The organism is Streptomyces sp. NPDC005302 (genome assembly GCF_040607345.1).
Lineage (GTDB): Bacteria > Actinomycetota > Actinomycetes > Streptomycetales > Streptomycetaceae > Streptomyces.
The window spans coordinates 13,127-32,071 of the sequence record NZ_JBEXGN010000003.1 but is presented as its reverse complement, the minus strand read 5'-3'; the positions used below and the strand labels follow the sequence as shown (position 1 = coordinate 32,071).

Annotated in this window: 16 protein-coding genes; 6 read left to right on the top strand and 10 right to left on the bottom strand. The window is 71.1% G+C overall.

Translation table 11 applies throughout. From position 1 onward, the window contains the following. Nucleotides 1-27: 27 nt before the first annotated feature. From ABZT74_RS04750 to ABZT74_RS04730, 5 genes are all read right to left on the bottom strand, one after another. Nucleotides 28-1,092, bottom strand: a complete 1,065-nt coding sequence (locus ABZT74_RS04750; RefSeq protein ID WP_356433409.1) for an LLM class flavin-dependent oxidoreductase — start codon at nucleotides 1,090-1,092, stop codon at nucleotides 28-30. Then, complete coding sequence (locus tag ABZT74_RS04745; protein WP_356164917.1) at nucleotides 1,092-1,616, bottom strand: SRPBCC family protein; 525 nt, start codon at nucleotides 1,614-1,616, stop codon at nucleotides 1,092-1,094. The genes ABZT74_RS04750 and ABZT74_RS04745 overlap by 1 nt, the downstream gene beginning before the upstream one ends. Nucleotides 1,617-1,821: 205 nt before the next feature. Continuing rightward, a complete protein-coding gene (locus ABZT74_RS04740; RefSeq protein WP_356433408.1) occupies nucleotides 1,822-2,319 on the bottom strand; it encodes a helix-turn-helix domain-containing protein in 498 nt (165 codons plus the stop codon). Nucleotides 2,320-2,403: 84 nt separating this feature from the next. After that, nucleotides 2,404-3,870, bottom strand: a complete 1,467-nt coding sequence (locus ABZT74_RS04735) for a WGR domain-containing protein (RefSeq protein ID WP_356433407.1) — start codon at nucleotides 3,868-3,870, stop codon at nucleotides 2,404-2,406. A gap of 210 nt (nucleotides 3,871-4,080) precedes the next feature. Then, nucleotides 4,081-4,722, bottom strand: coding sequence for a superoxide dismutase (locus tag ABZT74_RS04730; RefSeq protein ID WP_355874973.1), 642 nt, complete (start codon nucleotides 4,720-4,722; stop codon nucleotides 4,081-4,083). A gap of 110 nt (nucleotides 4,723-4,832) precedes the next feature. Here ABZT74_RS04730 and ABZT74_RS04725 point away from each other — a divergent pair, with 110 nt between their 5' ends. After that, nucleotides 4,833-5,111, top strand: a complete 279-nt coding sequence (locus tag ABZT74_RS04725; protein ID WP_356433406.1) for a hypothetical protein — start codon at nucleotides 4,833-4,835, stop codon at nucleotides 5,109-5,111. On the opposite strand, the gene ABZT74_RS04720 is transcribed toward ABZT74_RS04725, so the two are convergent. Further along, nucleotides 5,087-6,595: a glycoside hydrolase family 71 protein gene (locus tag ABZT74_RS04720; protein WP_356433405.1), complete on the bottom strand. Its 1,509-nt coding sequence runs from the start codon at nucleotides 6,593-6,595 to the stop codon at nucleotides 5,087-5,089. The two genes, ABZT74_RS04725 and ABZT74_RS04720, sit on opposite strands and share 25 nt — an antisense overlap. 115 nt (nucleotides 6,596-6,710) lie before the next feature. Beyond that, nucleotides 6,711-7,670 (bottom strand): LCP family protein, encoded by a 960-nt coding sequence (locus ABZT74_RS04715; RefSeq protein ID WP_355874981.1) that lies wholly within the window; start codon nucleotides 7,668-7,670, stop codon nucleotides 6,711-6,713. A 554-nt stretch (nucleotides 7,671-8,224) separates the two neighbouring features. Here ABZT74_RS04715 and ABZT74_RS04710 point away from each other — a divergent pair. Continuing rightward, entirely contained in the window at nucleotides 8,225-9,628 is a 1,404-nt protein-coding gene (locus ABZT74_RS04710; RefSeq protein ID WP_355874984.1) for an exopolysaccharide biosynthesis polyprenyl glycosylphosphotransferase, read from the top strand. Nucleotides 9,629-9,699: 71 nt separating this feature from the next. Here ABZT74_RS04710 and ABZT74_RS04705 read toward each other — a convergent pair whose 3' ends face one another. Continuing rightward, a complete protein-coding gene (locus ABZT74_RS04705; RefSeq protein ID WP_356433404.1) occupies nucleotides 9,700-10,644 on the bottom strand; it encodes a GDP-L-fucose synthase in 945 nt (314 codons plus the stop codon). A gap of 152 nt (nucleotides 10,645-10,796) precedes the next feature. Between ABZT74_RS04705 and gmd the strand changes: the two genes are divergently transcribed. The 3 genes from gmd to ABZT74_RS04690 all read left to right on the top strand — a co-directional run bounded on the left by gmd (nucleotide 10,797) and on the right by ABZT74_RS04690 (nucleotide 15,608). Next, nucleotides 10,797-11,810, top strand: a complete 1,014-nt coding sequence (gene gmd, locus ABZT74_RS04700; protein WP_355874990.1) for a GDP-mannose 4,6-dehydratase — start codon at nucleotides 10,797-10,799, stop codon at nucleotides 11,808-11,810. 256 nt (nucleotides 11,811-12,066) lie between these two features. Further along, nucleotides 12,067-14,790 (top strand): DNRLRE domain-containing protein, encoded by a 2,724-nt coding sequence (locus ABZT74_RS04695; RefSeq protein ID WP_356164900.1) that lies wholly within the window; start codon nucleotides 12,067-12,069, stop codon nucleotides 14,788-14,790. Between the two features lie 128 nt (nucleotides 14,791-14,918). Next, entirely contained in the window at nucleotides 14,919-15,608 is a 690-nt protein-coding gene (locus ABZT74_RS04690) for a hypothetical protein (RefSeq protein ID WP_355874995.1), read from the top strand. A gap of 63 nt (nucleotides 15,609-15,671) precedes the next feature. Here the strand turns inward: ABZT74_RS04690 and ABZT74_RS04685 are convergent, their stop codons facing one another. Continuing rightward, complete coding sequence (locus ABZT74_RS04685) at nucleotides 15,672-16,781, bottom strand: glycosyltransferase (protein ID WP_356433403.1); 1,110 nt, start codon at nucleotides 16,779-16,781, stop codon at nucleotides 15,672-15,674. Further along, nucleotides 16,778-17,317, bottom strand: coding sequence for a WcaF family extracellular polysaccharide biosynthesis acetyltransferase (locus ABZT74_RS04680; protein ID WP_356164891.1), 540 nt, complete (start codon nucleotides 17,315-17,317; stop codon nucleotides 16,778-16,780). The genes ABZT74_RS04685 and ABZT74_RS04680 overlap by 4 nt, the downstream gene beginning before the upstream one ends. 121 nt (nucleotides 17,318-17,438) lie before the next feature. Between ABZT74_RS04680 and ABZT74_RS04675 the strand changes: the two genes are divergently transcribed. Continuing rightward, nucleotides 17,439-18,941: an O-antigen polymerase gene (locus ABZT74_RS04675; RefSeq protein ID WP_355875004.1), complete on the top strand. Its 1,503-nt coding sequence runs from the start codon at nucleotides 17,439-17,441 to the stop codon at nucleotides 18,939-18,941. Nucleotides 18,942-18,945 lie beyond the last annotated feature (4 nt).

Sequence of the window (18,945 nt, the reverse complement as noted above, 5' to 3'; positions counted from 1 at the left end):
CCCAAGCCTCGCCCGTCGCCCCTCGCCTCAGGTGGCGTCCGCCTCCGCGTTCTGCCGGGAGACGAGGTCCAGTGCCCGCCCCAGCGTGGCCAGCCGGGAGTCGAGGGTCTCGCCCGCGGGGTAGAGACGGACGGTGTCGACGCCCGCGGCACGCCACACACGGAGCCGCTCGCGGACCATGTCCTCGGTGCCGATCAGGGTCGTGCCGAGCACCATCTCGTCGGTCACGAGTCCCGCGGCGCCGTCCCGGTCGCCGGCCTGCCAGCGCTCGTGGACCTCGGCGGCGACGTCCGCCCAGCCCTGCCTGCTGTACGCGGCGTTGTAGAAGTTGGTGGTGGCGGAGCCCATCCCGCCCAGACTGAAGGCGAGTTCCTTCTTCCGTCCCGCCACCATGGTGCGCAGCGCGTCCTCGTCCTCGGCGAACGCCACCTCGGCGCCCTGGCAGATGTCGAGGTCGGCGCGGGCCCGGCCCGCCGCCGCGAGACCGGCGTCCAGGTGGTCGAAGTACGCCTCCTTGGCGCCCTCGGGCACGAAGGAGGTGCCGAGCCAGCCGTCGGCGATCTCACCCGTCAGCCGCAGCATCTTGGGCGAGAGGGTGGCGAGGTAGACGGGCAGGTCGTGTTCGGCGCGCATCGACAGCCGCATGGGGCGCGCCTCGCCTCCCGGCAGCGGGATGGTGAACTCCCGTCCCTGGTGGTCGATCCTGTCCCCCGCGACGGCCTGCCGGACGATCTCCACGGTCTCCCGCATCCGGGTCAGCGGGCGGGCGAACGGCACGCCGTGCAGGCCCTCGATCACCTGGGGCCCGGACGGTCCGAGCCCGAGGAGGAATCGTCCGCCGGAGATGTTGGAGAGGGTGATCGCGGCGCGGGCGATGGCGGACGGGGTGCGGGTGCCGAGCTGGATGATGCCGGAGCCGAGCAGTATCCGCTCGGTCCGTGCCGCCAAGTAGCCGATGGGGGACGGCGCTTCGGAGCCCCAGGCTTCCGCGACCCAGCAGATGTCCATCCCGAGCTTCTCCGCCTCGACCACGAAGTCGACGGTCTCCCGCCAGTCGCCGCCGGACGCCTCGATCGTCGTGGAGGTACGCATCACGCGCCCTCCCCTCGCGCGTCCTCCGCGCGTTCCCTGATCGCCTCGACGGTGTCCGTCATGCTCCGCTCGAACTCCCGCAGCCGGACGAACACGATCTTCTGCTCCTTGTCCGGCATCCGGTCGATCGCGTGGCAGAGGCCCGACCGGCCAGGTCCCATCCGCATCCACTGGGTCAGCTCGGTGCCGCCGTCCTTCTCCTCCAGGCTGAACCGCCAGAGGGAGCTGGGGTGTTCGGGGTCCTCCACCGCCCAGGCGAACGTGCGGTACGGATCGCACAGCACGACGTACGAGGTGGTCTCCCACTCCCCCAGCGACTCGTGCCGGCTGCGGCCCACGAACCGGGCACCGACCGAGGGGGCCGTCGCGTCGTCGAGCCACCGCACCGACTGGAGCTCCGCGCTCAGTTCCGGCATGAGCCCGATGTCGGAGACCAGCTCCCACACCCGCGGCGGCGGGGCGTCGATCCGTGTCCGCACCTCCACCGTCGGCTGGTCCGCGTAACGCGCGCCCGTCCACTCCATGAGTCGCCCGGCCTTCCTCTCAGCGTTCAGGAAACCTGCCCCAAAAGGGCTCTGAGCTTGAGAGTTGCGTAGATGAACTGACCTGTCAAGGAAATCCGCCTCCGGCGCGCGGGCCGGGGCGGTGAGGGGGAGACACGCCGGGCGGCGATGGGTAGCCGCGTCGGGCGGCGAAGCGGACCGGGCTCGCGGCCGGTGGAGCGGACTCTCAGCCGGCGAAGCGGCCCCGGATGTCGGGCCGTTCGGCCAGATGCGGCGGGTAGCCGGGGCCGAGGCGCGGCCGGGTGTCCTCGGCCGTCATCGGCTCCCCGCAGTCGGCGCACACGACCGCGGCCTCGCTCTCGTGCCCGCAGCGGTCGTGGTGGAAGACGACGGGCGGGCCCTGCTCACCGCTGAGCCAGCGGTTGCCCCAACTGTTCATGGCGGCCAGCACGCCGAAGAAGTCTCGGCCCATCTCGGTGAGCACGTAGTCGTAGCGCACCGGATCCGTCTGATAGGCCCGCTTCTCCATGAGCCCCTCGTCGACGAGCCGGCGGAGCCGGTCGGTCAGCGTGTTGCGCGCGATGCCCAGCTCCTGCTGGAACGCGTCGAACCGCTTGATGCCGTAGAAGGCCTCCCGCAGCACCAGCGGGGTCCACCAGTCGCCGAGGAGGTCCATCGTGCGCGCGATGGAACACGGCCAGTTCGCAAAAGAAGTCCGCCTCACGCCTCCAGCATACGAGGGTCCAGGAAAAGGACCCAGCAGCTCGCACGGGGTGACGCACGCGAGGACCGGATCCGCCTTCCCTCGTCACACGAGGCGTCTGATCTCTCCGCGCACCCGGTAGAAGCCGCCCACGGAGGAGTGCAGCGCGTCCACCACATAGCGGGCGCCGGGCTCGCGTATCGCCCGCGGGAACTGGACCTTCCAGCCGGTCTCGTACCCCTCGGAGACCACGTGGACGCGCACGCGTCCGCCCTCCTGGACGCATTCGACGACCACGCCGTCGCCCGGCGCGGGGAGGGTGCTGACCGTGGCGACGGACGCGACGGTCGTCAGCGGTGCGTAGGTCGGCAGGGCCGCCGCCAGCTTGACGTCCGCGGCGACCGGGACGGTGCCGGACTCGGCGGCCCGGATGGCGCTCTCCGTCGCGTCGACGCAGGCGAGCGAACCGTCCGTGGAGACGATGTACAGCCGCTCGTCGCGGTACTGCATGGACAGCGCGGAGCCGCCGCCGGTGCCGAGCTTCCACAGCCGGGTGCCGTCGGCCGTGAAGCAGTAGACGGAGGAGGCCGAGTCGCCCGCGAACACGTACCGGCCGCCGGGGGACGTCGCGCACGAGTAGACGGGAGCGTCACAGAGATACGTGGCCTCCACCCGGCCGGTGGACTTGGCGAGCCGCTGGACCTGCCGCCGTCCGGTCCCCGCGTAGACCGCGTTCTCCTCCTGCCAGCCGAACAGCACGTTGCCGCCGGTGTCGGTGTGCCAGAGCAGGCCCGCGCCGTCCGCGGCGTACGCCGTCACCCCGCGGCTGTGCCCGTGGTAGACGGCGTGGTCGTCGGCGCGCACCATCCAGGCGTGGTCCCCACCGGAGTTGCGCGACCACTGGAGCTCGTCCTCGTGGTCGATGACCGTCAGCCCGCCCCTGCGGTCGGACACGCTGAGCACGCCCGCGTGGATGTCCAGCCAGAAGATGTCGACCTCGGCCGCTATCTCGTAGGCCGCGAACGGCATCTTCGAGGAGAGGTCGTACACCCGGCCGTCGTCGCAGCCCGCGTAGATCCAGAAGTCGTCCGCCACCAGGCACTTGACGCCGTCGGGCAGGGAGTAGTGCGCGAGCACCTCGCCGTCGTGGCTCAGGTTGTACACGTCGCCGTGCTGGTTGCCGACCCAGCAGCGGTCCTCGTCGACATGGATGCCGAACGCCGAGGCCCCCGTGCGGAACCGCCACAGCACCGGTGCGGTGGCACGGGCCGTGGAGGGCGCCGACGTCACCTGCCGGCGCGTCACCGAACGTGCCGCGCGCTGTCCCTGGACCGCGGGCGCGTACCCCTTGCGGACCTTCTCGGCTATCTTCTTCGCCGCCGCGGCCCTGGCCTTGTCGACGGTGGGGAAACTGGAGGTCTGGCGCTGGCCGTCCACACCGATCCGCCCGTACCGCACGGAGACGGTGGTCTGCTCGACCGTCACCTCGTAGAACTTGTGGGCGCCGCCGCCGTCCTGGGACAGCTCCAGATACGTCGTGTTCCCCGTCTGTCGCGTCTGCGCAGCGGACACAGCACACCCCTCCCCAAAGGCCCGGTCGGCCCACACGGGCCGTCTTCCAGTGACTCCAAACTAGAGGTCACCACTGACAACGGCGCCGAAGCACGAACGGCCGAGGGGGGCTCCCCGGGTACGGACCCGGGGAGCCCCCCTCGGCACGACACCCCCGGCGCGAACGGTGAGAAGACGATCACGTGCGGGACGGCCGGTTCGCCGGTGCCGTCAGGGCGTGAGCAGCAGACTGTCGCCGCGCTCCTTGGCCGCCGCGTAACGCCGGGCCACGTCCTGCCAGTTGACGACGGCCCACATGGCGTCGATGAAGTCGACCTTCTGGTTCTTGTACTGGAGGTAGAAGGCGTGCTCCCAGGCGTCGAAGACCAGGATCGGGGTCGAGCCCTGCCCGATGTTGCCCTGGTGGTCGTAGACCTGCTCGACGATCAGGCGGCCGCTCAGCGGCTCGTGGGCGAGGACGCCCCAGCCGGAACCCTGCGTCGTCGCGGCGGCCTTGGTGAGCTGCGCCTTGAAGCCGGCGAAGGAGCCGAAGGACTCGGTGATCGCGTCCGCGAGGTCACCGACGCCGTCCGCGGCCAGGGGCTCGCCGCCGCCGTCGCCCGTCATGTTGTGCCAGTAGATGCTGTGCAGGATGTGCCCGGAGAGATGGAAGGCCAGGCTCTTCTCCAGGCCGTTGATGGACCCCCACGCCTCCTTGTCACGGGCCTCCGCGAGCTGCTCCAGCGTGTCGTTCGCGCCCTTGACGTATGCCGCGTGGTGCTTGTCGTGGTGCAGCTCGACGATCTGGGGGTTGATCACCGGTTCGAGCGCCGCGTAGTCGTAGGGAAGCTCCGGGAGCGAGTACACCGCCATGTCCAACATCCTCCGCCATAATTGCAATCGATGTGCAGTTGCACGCTAACAGCAAGAGCTGGCCTGGTGCAGGAGTGGCGGCTGTTCGGGCCGGCGGTGGCGTCGCGCCCATGGCTGAACACGCGCTCGTCGGCGTCGGCGTCGGCGGTGGCGGTGGCGGTGGCGGTGGCGGCGTCAGCGAGATCGCCGCGAGGCACGCGCCCGAGGACGGCGGCTGCCCGCCGGGCGGAAGGACACGCGGAGCGGGTACACCGGCCGCCGTCTGCGGCGTGGCCGCGAGCACACGCGTGCCGTCGCTCGCCGAGGGGCGCCGTGCGGCCGGCGTCGAACCACAGGAGTCGGCGCTGAGGTTGGGCGGGACGGGTCAGCGCCCGCTCGACACCCCGTAGTACTGCAGGTCCTGCACGGTCGCCGTGCGCCGGGCCGGGTAGCGGGTCGTGACGGCCGCCGCGGTGTCGCCCGCGCGGCGGGCGACGACCTGGGTGATGCCCGGGCTCAGCGGCAGGGCATGCGCGTTGACGCCCACGGGAGCCCGGTAGGCGTGCGGCGCGGAGCCCACGCGCGCGGTCACGGAGGCGGGCGCGGTCAGGAAGGTGAGCAGCTCCACCTGGTCGCGCGGGGCGGCCGTGCCCGCGCGGGGCCGCATCAGCCGGGCCTGCTGGACGCCCCCACCGCCGGTGAACTGGACGCGGGAGGTGACGTACACGGTGTCCCGCACGATCCGCGGCCAGGCCCCGGTCTTGAAGCGCGTGAGGTAGTACGAGGAGATGTCCAGGTACGTGTGGCCGTTGTGCAGGGAGGGCGCGAACTGGCTGCCCTCGGAGTAGTCGTTCCAGGTGGTGAGCTGCACCCAGTCGGCGCCGTCGGAGATCGCGTGGTTCCAGGTGGAACGCAGGGTGGCGGTGTTGCCCGCCTCGTCGTAGACGCCCTGGTTGGGCCGGGCGTCCTGTACGGACACGGCCTGCATCCACTTCTTGCCGAGCGAGTGGGCGAGCCGGATGTCGCCGGGGACGTTGTCCTGGCGGGCGTAACTGCGGTTGCCCCAGGACGAGAAGGCGTGGCTGATGGGCGCGAAGCGCTCGGCGTTGGCGCGGAAGTTCAGGAAGACCGGGACGAGCGCGGTGCCGACGCCGTGCTGGCGCAGCCGCGCGGTGACCTGGTTCCACCAGGCCGGGTCCTGGGCCTCGGCCTTGAACGGGGAGACCACGAGACGTCCGTCGGCCAGCCGGTACGCGGCGGGCGCCGCGGCCAGCTCGGCCAACTGGTCGGCGAGCGTGCGCGGATCGGTGTGCAGCGACGTCATGTCCGGCATCAGCACGATCCGGAAGCCGGGGTCGACGCGGTGCGCGGCGCGCAGCAGCAGGTCGACGCGGTCGCGGTTGGGACCGGTCAGCGAGAGGAGGTCGACGGTGAAGCCGTCGATCCCGGCGTCCCGGGCGGTCCTCACCTCCCGTTCCAGGTTGGCGAGTTGCCAGTTCCCGGTGGACGGGGTCACGGGTTCGGGCCGGTCGCGCAGTAGTCCGCCGTAGGCCGCGTGCTTGCCCTGTTCGCCCTGGGGCGTCAGGTAGTTGCGGGTGTAGTAGTCCCGGGACGCGGGCTGGTTGTCGAGGGAGAGCGGGTACGGCGTGAAGTAGTGCGCGAAGACCAGGTGGGGACTTGCCCGGAGCACGTCGGCGGAGGGCGGGTCGAAGGGCAGCGCCGTGGCGTTCGCCCGCTCGCCGGAGGACGTCCTGTCCTGCCGGTCGAGGGCCAGTCCCGTACCGGCGACGACTCCGATGAGGAGCAGGCCGAACAGGGCGCCGAGCGCGGTGCGCCGCCGCCTGCCAGGCGGCCTCCGGTGCTGGCGCGTTGGACGTGCGGGCTGATCCGTCATGGGTGTCCTCCGCGGACGCCGATGGGCCACCGGGGGCGAACTCTACTGCACGGGAGGCCTGTTGGGTGACAGAACGTCACCCAAGAGGCAACCGTGCGTGATCATCGCCGCGCGGTCAGGACGTCGTGGCGCCGAGCCGGTCGACGTCGTGGGACTGGAGGTAGACGTCGAGGGCGTCCTCGCGCATCGCCCGCCACAGGTCGGAGCCGTTGGTCTGGTCGAGCAGGACCACCGACTGGCCGGAGATGGTGTCGGTCCCCTTGGCGGGGGCGTTCATGAAGACCATGTTCCCGGGACGGACCTTCTTGTTGTCCCAGAGCAGGTCGCGCAGATCGCCGTCGCCGAGCCGGTCGTCGACGCTCACCGCGGCGGTGAGGTCGTCCAGCACCTCGCCGGCCTTGACCGGGTTCTTGAAGGTGGACGGCTGCATGACCTTCGACAACAGCGTGCGCAGGAAGTACTGCTGACGGTGCGTCCGGTCGAAGTCGCCGCGGGCGAGATGGTGCCGCTCGCGCACATAGGTCAGGGCCTGCGTGCCGTTCATGTGGCGGCTCGCGCCGTCCACGACGAGGTTCACACCGCCCACGGAGTCGGTGAGCTTCTTGAATCCGTCCCAGTCGATGACCGCGAGATGGTCGACCCGCACCTTGGTGAGCCGCTGGACGGTGTCGATGAGGAGCGGCGGTCCGCCCCACGAGAACGAGGCGTTGAGCTTCGCCTTGCCGTGGCCGGGGATGTCCACCCACGCGTCACGGGGCAGCGAGACGACGTACGCGCCGGAGTGGTCGGCCGGGAGGTGGACCAGCATCATCGTGTCGCTGCGCTGGGCTCCGTACTTCCACTCGGGGGCCTTGGCGTCGCTGCCGGTGGTCGGCAGGTCCGAACGGCTGTCGACACCGACGAGCAGGAAGGTCTGGCCGCCGTCGGACGCGGCCGGCTGGGCCGCCGCGGGCACCTTCGGGAAGACCCCGGAGATGCGGTCGACCTTTCCGGTGTAGTGGTCGACGGCCCACCAGGCGACTCCGCCCATCAGCAACAGGGCCACCGCGAACAGCACGAGCGCCCCGAGGAGCACCCGTCGCGTGCGGCTCCTGCGTCGCCGTGGACGCGCCGGAGGGGCGTCGGCCCCCTTCGCCGGAGCGTCGTCCGCGCGACCGTCCTCGTTCACCGGGTCGGATACATCCGAGCCCGTTCTGCCCAACTCGTCTTCCCGGTCCGCCCCCGCGTCCCGGCCCGTCACATCGGCCTCGGCCGTGTTCCTGTCCCCCACCACGTACCCCCCACCTCACCCCGGTACGGCCCCATCCGCACCGGGCGCACACTGTAGCCAGCACTTTCGACGATCGTACGGGTTTCCGGAAGTCCGGCGTCGCGCAAGATCAACAACCGGACTCGGGGCGCGATTTCGTACAGCTCGGCACTTCTCGGTGACGTTCACGTAAACGCTCACATGCGTACACAAGTTTGCCGTACTGTTCACCATCGTGCCGCATGTTCGACGAATAGGTGTTCGCGACATCCGGCGACTCGTGCAGCTGAATGTGCCTGGGGGGGTACATGTGGGATGTTCAGGCAACTGAAACCGAGAGATCACGCAAAGCGCGCTCAAGGGCGCGCTCTTCACTTTGGATGGGACGCAAGTCCCGTTGGTATCTTCCCGCGTCGCTGATCACCGATCTCGTCGGCGCGGGAGTACCGGTCACGATCATGTTCTCCACCGCGCGCCAGCCATGGCCCGTGCCGAGCGGCATCGTCGCCGGACTGGCCTGGGCAGGCGTCCAGTTGTTCCGTTCGCGGTACGCGGCCCGGACCATCGGCGAGAGCCGGGGCACCCTGCCCGTACTGCACGACTGGTTCATCCTGCTGGGTGTGCTCGCGGTGGTGCACGCCTCGGCGGGGATCCGGCTGCGGGCACCACTGTGCCTGCTGGCGTTGCTGCCGGCCCTGCTGCTGACTCTGGTGTGCCGCAAGGCGGTTCACCGTCATCTCGCCGCGGTGCGCCGCAGTGCCCAAGCGGTGATCAAGGTGCTGGTGGTGGGCGAGGCGGCCGCGGCGGACGACGTCACCGCCCATCTCGCCTCGCGCACGGACCATCCGTACGTGGCCGTGGGCGCCGTCCCGGTGGGTTCGGGCCCGTTCGCCTCGGGCGTCAGGACCGGGGAGCGCCTCGCCGCCACCGCACCGGAGGCACCGGCGGAGGACGCCAACCTCGTGATCAGCGCGGTGCACCGGCTCGGCGCCGACCTGGTGCTGGTCGTGCCCGGCGCCGCGACCTCCGGGGAGCGGCTGCGGCGGCTGTCCTGGGGGCTGCACGACGCAGGCATCGAACTGTTCGTCGCGCCCGGTCTGGTGGAGGTCTCCGTCAAGCGCCTGGAGACCGGATCGGCCGGCGGCATGTCGCTGCTGCGCGTCGCCCCGCCCGTGCGGGAGGGCATGCAGCCGCTGCTCAAGGAGGTCCTGGACCGCAGCACCGCTCTGGCGGGACTGCTCGCGCTCGCGCCGGTGCTGCTGCTGGTCGCGGTCGCGGTGAAGCTGTCCTCGCGGGGGCCGGTCCTCTACCTCCACGAGCGCATCGGCCGGTCCGGCCGCCCCTTCGTGATGTGGAAGTTCCGCAGCATGCGGGTCGGCTCCGACCGGCTGAAGGCCGAACTGGCCGAGGAGAACGACAACGACGGGCTGATGTTCAAGATGCGCCGGGACCCGCGGGTGACCCGGGTCGGCCACTGGCTGCGGCGCACCTCGCTGGACGAACTGCCCCAGCTCGTCAACGTCCTCAAGGGTGACATGTCCCTGGTGGGTCCACGTCCTCCGCTCGCGGACGAGGTGGCTCACTACACGCCCGTCGAGTGGCGGCGGCTGAGCGTCCGACCGGGGATGACCGGCCTGTGGCAGATCAGCGGACGCTCGGACCTGTCCTGGGACGAAACGGTTCAGCTGGATCTCAGCTATGTCGACAACTGGTCCTTCACCAGCGATGTCGACGTCATGGCCCGCACGTTCCGCGCCGTCGTCGACGGCCGCGGGGCGTACTGAGAGGGCCGCCCGTGAGAGCACAGTTCCCCGGCGCGCGACGCGCGCCGGGGTCCGTCGGCCGGTCGGGCCCGTCAGCCGTCGAGGCCGCCGCGCCAGTGGGCGTAGGTGGCGGCGATGCCGTCGCGCAGCGGGATCGCCGGCTTCCAGCCGAGGTCCGAGAGCCGGGAGATGTCGAGCAGCTTGCGCGGGGTGCCGTCGGGGCGGGTGGTGTCCCAGCCGATCCTGCCGGTGAAGCCGGTGACCTCGGCGACCGTCGCGGCCAGTTCGCGGATCGTGAGGTCGTTGCCGCAGCCGACGTTCACGGGCTCGTCGCCGTCGTAGGAGCGCAGCAGCAGGGCGCAGGCGGCGGCGAGGTCGTCGACGTGCAGGAACTCCCGGCGCGGAGTGCCGCTGCCCCACAGGGTGACCTCGTCACGCCCCTGGGCCGCGGCCTCGTGGAAGCGGCGGATCAGGGCGGGCAGGACGTGCGAGGTCTCCAGGTCGAAGTTGTCGCCGGGTCCGTAGAGATTGGTCGGCATGGCGCTGATGTAGGACGCGCCGTACTGACGCCGGTAGGACTGCACCTGGACGATGCCCGCGATCTTCGCGAGGGCGTAGGCCTCGTTGGTGGGTTCCAGCGGCCCGGTCAGCAGGGCGTCCTCGCTGATCGGCTGGGGGGCGTGCTTGGGGTAGATGCACGAGGACCCCAGGAAGAGCAGGCGGCCCACACCGGCGGCGTGGGAGCCGGCTATCACGCTGAGCTGGATCTGGAGGTTCTCCTCCAGGAACTGCACCGGCTGGGTGCTGTTGGCCATGATCCCGCCGACCTTCGCGGCGGCGAGCACCACGGCGTCGGGGCGCAGGTCGGCCAGTTCGGCCGCGGTGCGCGCGGCGTCGCGCAGGTCCAGTTCGGCGCGGGTACGGGTGAGCACCTCGTGCCCGTCGGCGGCGAGCCGGCGGGCCACGGCGGAACCCACCAGGCCACGGTGGCCGGCGACGAAGACACGGGCGCGTTCGGGCAGGAGCGATGCGGTCATATGCCGGATCATGCCAGGCGCCGCGGGGCCGGATCGCCCGTACCGGCAACTCTGCCGAAATTTCCTGTAGTTCATGACATGCGACCCGCGCACCGCGGGCGCACGGACCGGACCGGCCTTCTGTGCCTGTCCGGCAGGGAGGGGAACACCGCATGACCAAGACCGCGCTGATCACCGGCGTCACCGGGCAGGACGGCTCGTACCTGGCGGAGCTTCTGCTGGCGAAGGGATACCGGGTGCACGGCCTGGTGCGGCGGTCGTCCAGCTTCAACACCGAGCGGATCGACCACATCTACCAGGGCCCCCAGGAGGCCGAGCGGCACTTCGTGCTGCACCACGCCGACTTGTCCGACGGGGTGGCGCTGGTGAACCTGCTGCGCGAGATACAGCCGGACGAGGTGTACAACCTGGGCGCGCAGTCGCATGTGCGGGTCTCGTTCGACGCGCCGCTCTACACCGGTGACGTGACCGGTCTGGGCGCGCTGCGACTGCTGGAGGCCATCCGGGCGAGCGGGGTCGAGACCCGCATCTACCAGGCCTCGTCCTCGGAGATGTTCGGCTCGACGCCGCCCCCGCAGAACGAGGACACCCCCTTCCATCCGCGCAGCCCGTACGGTGCCGCGAAGGTCTTCGGGTACTGGACCACGGTCAACTACCGTGAGGCCTACGGGATGTTCGCGGTCAACGGCATCCTGTTCAACCACGAGTCCCCGCGCCGCGGCGAGACCTTCGTGACCCGGAAGATCACCCGTGCCGTCGCCCGCATCAAGGCCGGTCTCCAGGACCGCCTCTACCTCGGCAACCTCGACGCGGTGCGCGACTGGGGGTACGCGCCCGAGTACGTCGAGGCGATGTGGCGGATGCTCCAGCACGACGAGGCGACGGACTACGTGGTCGCCACCGGAGTCCCGGCCACGGTGCGGCAGTTCGTGGAGACGGCGTTCGGCCACGCCGGGCTCGACTGGAACGAGCACGTGCGCTACGACCCCAAGTACGAGCGTCCCAGCGAGGTCGACGCGCTGATCGGTGACGCGTCCAAGGCCCAGGAAATGCTGGGCTGGAAGCCCACGGTCCTGGTCGAGGAGCTGGCGCGGATCATGGTCGACGCCGATGTGCAGCAGGTGGAGAAGGAGCTCGCGGGCGCCGTCGTGCGCATCGACCGCTGAGGCGGGCCACCCGCGAAGGAAGCCGGCCACCTGCGACAGGGCGGCCGCGCGTGTCCGGTGGGCATGCGGGGAGTCACGGTAACGCCGTGAACACCTTGAAATTTCCTACCAGATGAGTCAAGTGCGTTCCATGACGTGTCATGTACTCGTATGGTTCGCGAGCAAACAGTTCACGCGGCCCGCGCGGAGCAGGGGAAACGCCGCCGGGTACGCCGAGGCAATGGGTCCGCAAGCGGGCCCGGAAGCCGGGGGGTTCATGCACAGATCCAGAGGGCTCAGCGCCGCCCTTGTCCTTTCCACAGCGGCAGGCCTGGGCCTGGTGGCCATGCCGCAACCGGCCGTAGCGCTCACCGCGCCGGTCGCCTTCACCGCCGACGACCTGCCGACCTGGCAGACCAACGGCATCGTGTGGGCACTGGCGGAAGCGGGCGGCACCGTGTTCGCCGGCGGCACGTTCTCGCAGGTGCGTCCGCCCGAGGGGGGCAGCGGCACGGCGCAGAACGCGGTGAACTTCGTCGCGCTGAACGCGGCGACCGGCAACCCGACGTCCTGCAACCTGTCCTTCACGATCGGAAGCGGCAGCGCGACGGTCCGTGCGCTCGCCGTCTCACCGGACAAGAAGACGCTGTACGCGGGCGGTTACTTCGGGGCGGTCAACGGCACGCCGGTCAGCAGCCTCGCCGCGATCGACATCGCCACCTGCACGCCCAAGGCGAACTTCCACCCGAGCGTCTCCGCGACCGTGCGGACGCTCGCGGTCACGAACGACACCGTGTACCTGGGCGGCGACTTCACCTCGGTCGGCGGCAGCGCGCACGCGCGCTACGCGGCGGTCGACGCCACCAGCGGCGCCGTCAAGCCCTTCCAGGCCGACGTCGACGAGCCCGGCCGGGCCGTCGCTGTCACCCCGGACGGCAGCAACGTGATCCTCGGCGGTGACTTCTTCACCGTCAACGGCGCGAACTCGCACGCCCTGGCGGTCGTCGACTCCGGCACGGGCGCCAACGTCCGCACGTACCCGGGGTTCATCGAGAACAACTCGGTGGTCAAGGCGCTCGACACGGACGCCACCGGCTTCTACACCGGCAACGAGGGCACCGGCGGCGGCGTCTTCGACGGCCGTATCGCGCTGGACCTGTCCACCCTGAACCAGCGCTGGCGCGACACCTGCCTGGGCGCCACCCAGGCCGTCAAGTCGTACCAGGCCGTCGTGTACAGCGCCTCGCACGCGCACGACTGCTCCAGCGTCGGGGAGTACCCCGACGGGCGCCGTCACCACCTGCTCGCGGAGCCGACCTCCGGCACCAACAAGCTGGGCTGGTTCCCGGACACCAACGACGGTCTCGGCGAGGGCATCGGCCCGCGCGCCATGGCGATATCCGAGACCTCCGACAACAAGTACATGTGGGTCGGCGGCGAGTTCACCACCGTCAACGGCTCGGCGGCCCAGGGCCTGACGCGCTTCGCGGCGACCCCGGACGTCGGCGCGCCGACGGTGCCGTCGATCGGCGCGGAGTCGGTCAAGCCGACCGAGGCGCGCGTCCGCTGGCGTGCCAGCCTCGACACGGACGACACCAAGCTGACGTACAAGGTCTACCGCAACGGCGGTTCCACGCCGGTGTACACGGTCGACGGCGACTCCGTGGAGTGGTCGCGCCCGCAGCTGTCGTTCACCGACACCAACGTCACGGCCGGCTCCACCTACAGCTACCGGGTGACCGCGACCGACGGAGCGGGCAACGCCTCCGCGCTGTCCGCCACGGCCTCGGTGACGGTGCCCACCTCCGCCCAGAAGTACCCGGCGAAGGTGCTCGACGACGGCGCGAACCTGTACTGGCGCTATGACGAGTCCGCCACTCCGTTCGTCGGCGACAGTTCGCCGGGCGACCAGAGCGGCATCCACGTCAACGGGCCCTCGCTGCGCCAGACTCCGGCCGCCGTGACCGGTCCGTCCACCGCCATCGGGTTCGACGGCACGGACCAGATCGTCTACAGCGACAAGCGCACCACGGTGCCGAGTCAGTACTCGATCGAGACCTGGTTCAAGACGACCACGACCAGTGGCGGCAAGCTCGTCGGGTTCGGCGACAACACCACACGGGCCAGCGGTAATTACGACAAGCACGTCTACATGCGCAACGACGGCCGGCTGGTCTACGGAGTGTGGACGGGCTCGGCCCGCACCATCACCTCGTCCAACGGCTACAACGACGGCTCCTGGCACCACGTCGTCGCCACCCAGGGTTCCTCCGGGATGGCGCTGTACGTGGACGGCAGCCAGGTCGGCACGCTCGCCGAGTCCAACAGCCAGGCGTACAGCGGCTACTGGCACGTCGGCGGCGACAACCTCAACGGGTGGCCGAACCAGCCTTCCAGCAACTACTTCGCCGGACAGATCGACGAGACCGCGATCTACCCGTCGGTGCTGAGTGCGGCCCAGGTGCAGAGCCACTACACCCTGGCCACGGCCCCGGCCGACAGCGTGCAGACCGTCCGCGCCGCGGACGACACGTACGTCAACGCCGGTGCCGCGAGCACCAACTACGGCACCTCCACCTCGCTGGCGGTGCGCGGCAGCGCGGCGTACGAGACGTACCTGCGCTTCGACCTGCCGGCGGCGCCGGCCGGGACCGTGCTCAAGAGCGCGCGTCTCGCGGTGAAGACGACCACGCTGTCCACCGCGGGCAGCCCGGACGACTTCGCCGTACGTCCGGTGACCGGAAGCTGGACGGAGGCGGGAACCACCTTCGCCTCCAAGCCCGCTCTGTCCTCGACCTCGGTCGGCACCCTCAGTGGGGCCACCGACCTGTCGACGGTCTACTCGGCGACGCTCGACACCTCGGCGCTCTCCCCCGCTCTGGGGGGCAGCTACGGCCTGGCGCTCACGAGCACCGGGACGGACGCGCTGTGGGTGTGGTCCAGTGAGGCGTCGGCCGCGGAGAACACCCCGCAGCTGGTGCTGACCTTCGGGGCGCCGTAACCCTCACGGCGTCCCCGTGGGCGGGGTGCCGGGCCGCGTGCCCGGCACCCCGCCCACCCCACCTGGGCCCGCACCTCCGTGTGCGGGCCCGCCTTCATACCCGGCCCGCTCGGGCCGCAGGAGCCACCATGCACACTCGTACTCTCCGGTCCCTCCGGCGCGGTGCCGCCGCAGGAGCCCTCGTCGCGCTCCTCGCGCTCTCCGGCTGCAGCTCGGACGGCGGTTCCGACGCGGCGGCGAACCCGACGCGGAGCATCTCCGACGACCAGGCGGCCGGCGTCCCGGACGACCAGGCGAGCCCGGCTCCCCAGGAGTCGTCGAGCCCCTCCAAGGGGCCGGTCCTGCCGGACGCGAAACTCACCCCGGTGACCGGTTCCTTCACCGCCAAGGAGAAGAAGTACCTGCACGGCCGTGTGCCGAAGAACATGGACCCGGCCGCCGTGCTCCAGGTGGGCCAGGAGACCTGCCAGCGCATCGAGCGCACCGCCGCCCACGACAAGGACGCGGCCATCGGCGCGCTCATCGCCGGCGACCTGCCGTCCGCCGACGACGCGATCGGCCAGCTGTGCCCGAAGCAGAAGCCGCTGCTGGACCAGGCCGCGACCGGCTTCGCCGACGGCACCCGCAAGAAGCCGGCGCCGGGCACCTACCGCGCGCTGACCAGCGCCAAGGGCTGCACCTGGAAGGCCCTGGGCGCGGGCGACAAGGTACTGGCCTCGGGCCCGGGACCGGACGCCCCGAAGAAGATCACCGCGAAGATCCCGGCCGGGACCGTCACGTTCGTCTCCTCGGGCTGCTACGCCTGGCTCCCCGCGTAGCGCGGGACGCCGTTCGGACCGGCGCGCCCGCGCACCGGTCCGAACGAGGGGCGACGCCGTCCCCTAGGCCCGCTCGTACACGTCGAAGAGGGTGCCGAGGACCGCGTCCATGGCGAACGTCTCGGCGGTGAGCTTGCGGGCCGCCGCCGACGCGGTGCGCCGCGCGTCCGGGTCCAGCAGGCCGAGCACCGCCGGGGCGATGCCGTCGGGTCCCGTCACCACGCGGCCGGCTCCGGCCCGGTCCACGTCGCGGGCCAGGCCGTTGGAGTCGGTCACCACGACCGGCGTGCCCACGGCCATCGACTCCAGGACCGACATCGGGAACGGCTCGTCCACCGACGGCAGGACGTACACGTGCGCCCTGCGCAGCTCCTCGGTCATCCGGGCCCCGTCCAGCGGTCCGGGGCAGCTCACCCGCGCCGCGAGTCCGAGCTCGTCGATCCGCCGTCGCACGGAGGCGAGTTCACCTTCGTCGGGCCCCGCCACGACGAAGGTCGCCTCGGGGTGCCGGGCCAGGATCGCGGGCGCCGCCTCCACCAGGTCGACGGGGCGCTTGCGGGCCTGGAGGCGGGCCGCGTACAGGATGCGCGGCGGTCCTTGGGGTGCCGGGGCCTCGGGCTGCGCGGGCACCCCGTTCACCAGGCGGACGGCGTGGGCGAGACCCGTCCCGCCCACCACGGCATCCAGATCGCGCAGTTCACGCGTGGTGAGGTGCAGGACGGCGGTGGCACCGCGCAGCACCCGCCGCACCGCGACCGCGTCGAGGACGCGGGCCGAGCGCCGCTCGCTCGGGTCGACCATGCCGTGCGTCTGGAGGACCAGCGGCTTGCCCGCGCGCAGCGCGGCGAGCGCCACCGGCAGGGTCACCAGGTCGCGCGCCAGATGCACATGGACGACATCGGCCTGCCGTACGAGTCGGTGGGCCCCGGCCAGGAGGGACGGCGAGGTCAGACCGCTGAACCCGAGCGGCAGGATCCTGCGCGCCTGGTGGAGGCGGGCGGGCACGCCCTCCACCTCCTCGGGCAGGGGCCGTTCGAAGCCGTCGGCGAGGGCGGTCAGCCGGGCGTCGTGCCCGCGTTCCCGCAGTCCCTTGCAGAGGTTGAGTGCGACCCGGACCGGGCCGCCGAAGGCGTGGGTGGGGCTGTGCAGGGTGACCGCGTGCAGCACTCTCACGCCGGCTCCTCGACGGGTCGGCGCCGGTTGTCGGCGGTGTGCAGGGTCAGTTCCGGCAGATCCGTGTGGAGGACCGCGCCGGCTCCGACGACGGCGCAGCGGCCGACCTTGACCCCGGCGAGGACGGTGGCGCGGGCGGCGATCCAGGCGCCGTCGTCGACGGTGACCGGCGCGTTGCGGTACCGGAAGTCGGCGGCGCGGTGGTCGTGGCTGCCGGTGCACAGCAGGGCCTCCTGCGACACGCACACATGGGCGCCGAGGGTCACCGGCTCCAGGTTGAGGATCCAGGCCCCCTCACCGATCCAGGTGTGGTCGCCGACCGTCAGCTTCCACGGCCACAGCACGCGCACCCGGTGCCGGATGAGCACCCCGGTGCCGATCTCGGCGCCGAAGGCCCGCAGCAGGGCCGTCCTGACCCGCGCCGGGGTGAACCACGCCATGAAGACCGTGTTCATCACCGCGAACCAGAGCGCCTGGACGACTTTCCCGCGTCCCTTGTCGTAGCCGGCCAGTGTGAAGGCCGGGAGATCACGCATCGAACATCCCCCCAACGGCGTCCCCCCGGACGCGACTTCGCCACACTCTAGTAGCTGACCGTTCACCGCAGGCCAGGGCTCGTTAGACTGCGCCGGGGATCTCTTTCGGGGCGGGGGCGCCATGACGCAGCAGATGGACCGGGGCAGGACCAGCACGCCCGGGTCACCGGAGCGGGGCTGGCAGGTGGCGGTGCCGCCCTTCCGGCCGCGCACGCTCCTCTCCCGGGCGCTGTCGGTCCCCCTCGTCCTCGGTTTCTCGGTGTTCCTGCCGCTGCTCGTCCTGGTCCAGCCCGGCACCGGTCTGCACGACTCGGCGCTGTGGCTCCAGCTGGCGCTCACCATGTACGCCGGCATCCGGCTGTCGACGATGATCCTCTCCAACCGGCGCAAACTGCTGGCCGGTTCGTTCTGGCTGTTCGTCTACATGGCGATGGGCGTCGCACCCCTCGCGCAGGCGGTGCTCGGCCGCACGCCGACCCCGGTCGTGGGTGCGCGCACCGATCTGACGGAGGCGGTCGCGCTCGTCCTGATCGGCTGTGTCGCCTTCGACATCGGCACCGTGCTGGCACGCCAGCGGCCCGAGCGCAAGCGAGAGGACAAGCTGCGGCCCGCGCTCGTCCACCGGCGCCGGCTGTACCTGCTGACCGTGATCGCCTTCTTCGGCTCGGCGCTGCTCGTCGTCAAACTGGGCGGTCCCGCGGTGTTCTTCACCAGCCGCCAGGAGATCATCAGCAGCGTCCAGGAGGCCGGGCTCTCCCAGGCGGACTCACAGGCCGGGCAGGCCATCGTGCGGGGCTTCGGGACCGTGCCCGCCCTCATCGCCTGGCTGGCCTACACGCGCTGGCTGGTGACCTCGCGGCGGGCCCGCCGCTCCGTGGTGATCATCGCGGTGTGGGGGGCGCTGGCCGCCCTGAACGCCGTGGTCAACAACCCGATCTCGAATCCGCGTTTCTGGTTCCTCACCGTTCTCTTCTCGCTGCTGTTCACGGTCTTCCCGGTGAGCGCGGCCTTCTACCGGATCGCGCTCAGCCTGGGTGTCATCGTGGCGCTGGTCGTCTTCCCGTTCGCGGACCGCTTCCGCTACGACGACGCCAACTACCGCCCGGTGCAGACCACGTCGCCCCTGGAGCCACTGGCCCTCAAGGACTACGACCAGGTCGGCATGTTCGCCAACACCATCACCTACGTCCGGTCGGGCAGCGGCCACACCTTCGGCCGGCAGATGGCCGGCTCGGTGCTGTTCGCGGTCCCCCGCTCGATATGGCCCGACAAGCCGATGGACACCGGTGTCATGGTCGGCCAGTGGATGGGCGCGACCAACACGAACCTCTCGTCGCCGGTGTGGGCCGAGCTGTGGATCGACTTCGGCCCGGTCGGGATGGTCGCGGGGTTCGTGGCGATGGGGTACGCGGCGGCACGGGTCGACCGGCGCTACGCCCGCCGCGCGGTGCGCAGTGCCCGGCCGGGCAGCCTGATCGCCCTGGCCGTCCCGCTGGTCGCCGGCTACTCCTTCATCCTGCTGCGGGGCCCACTGCTCCAGGCGTCGGGCCGGGTGGCCATCGCCGCGTTCTGCATCATCCTGATCAGCACGTTCCGCCAGGACCGGGCGACGGGGCTGCGCTGACCCC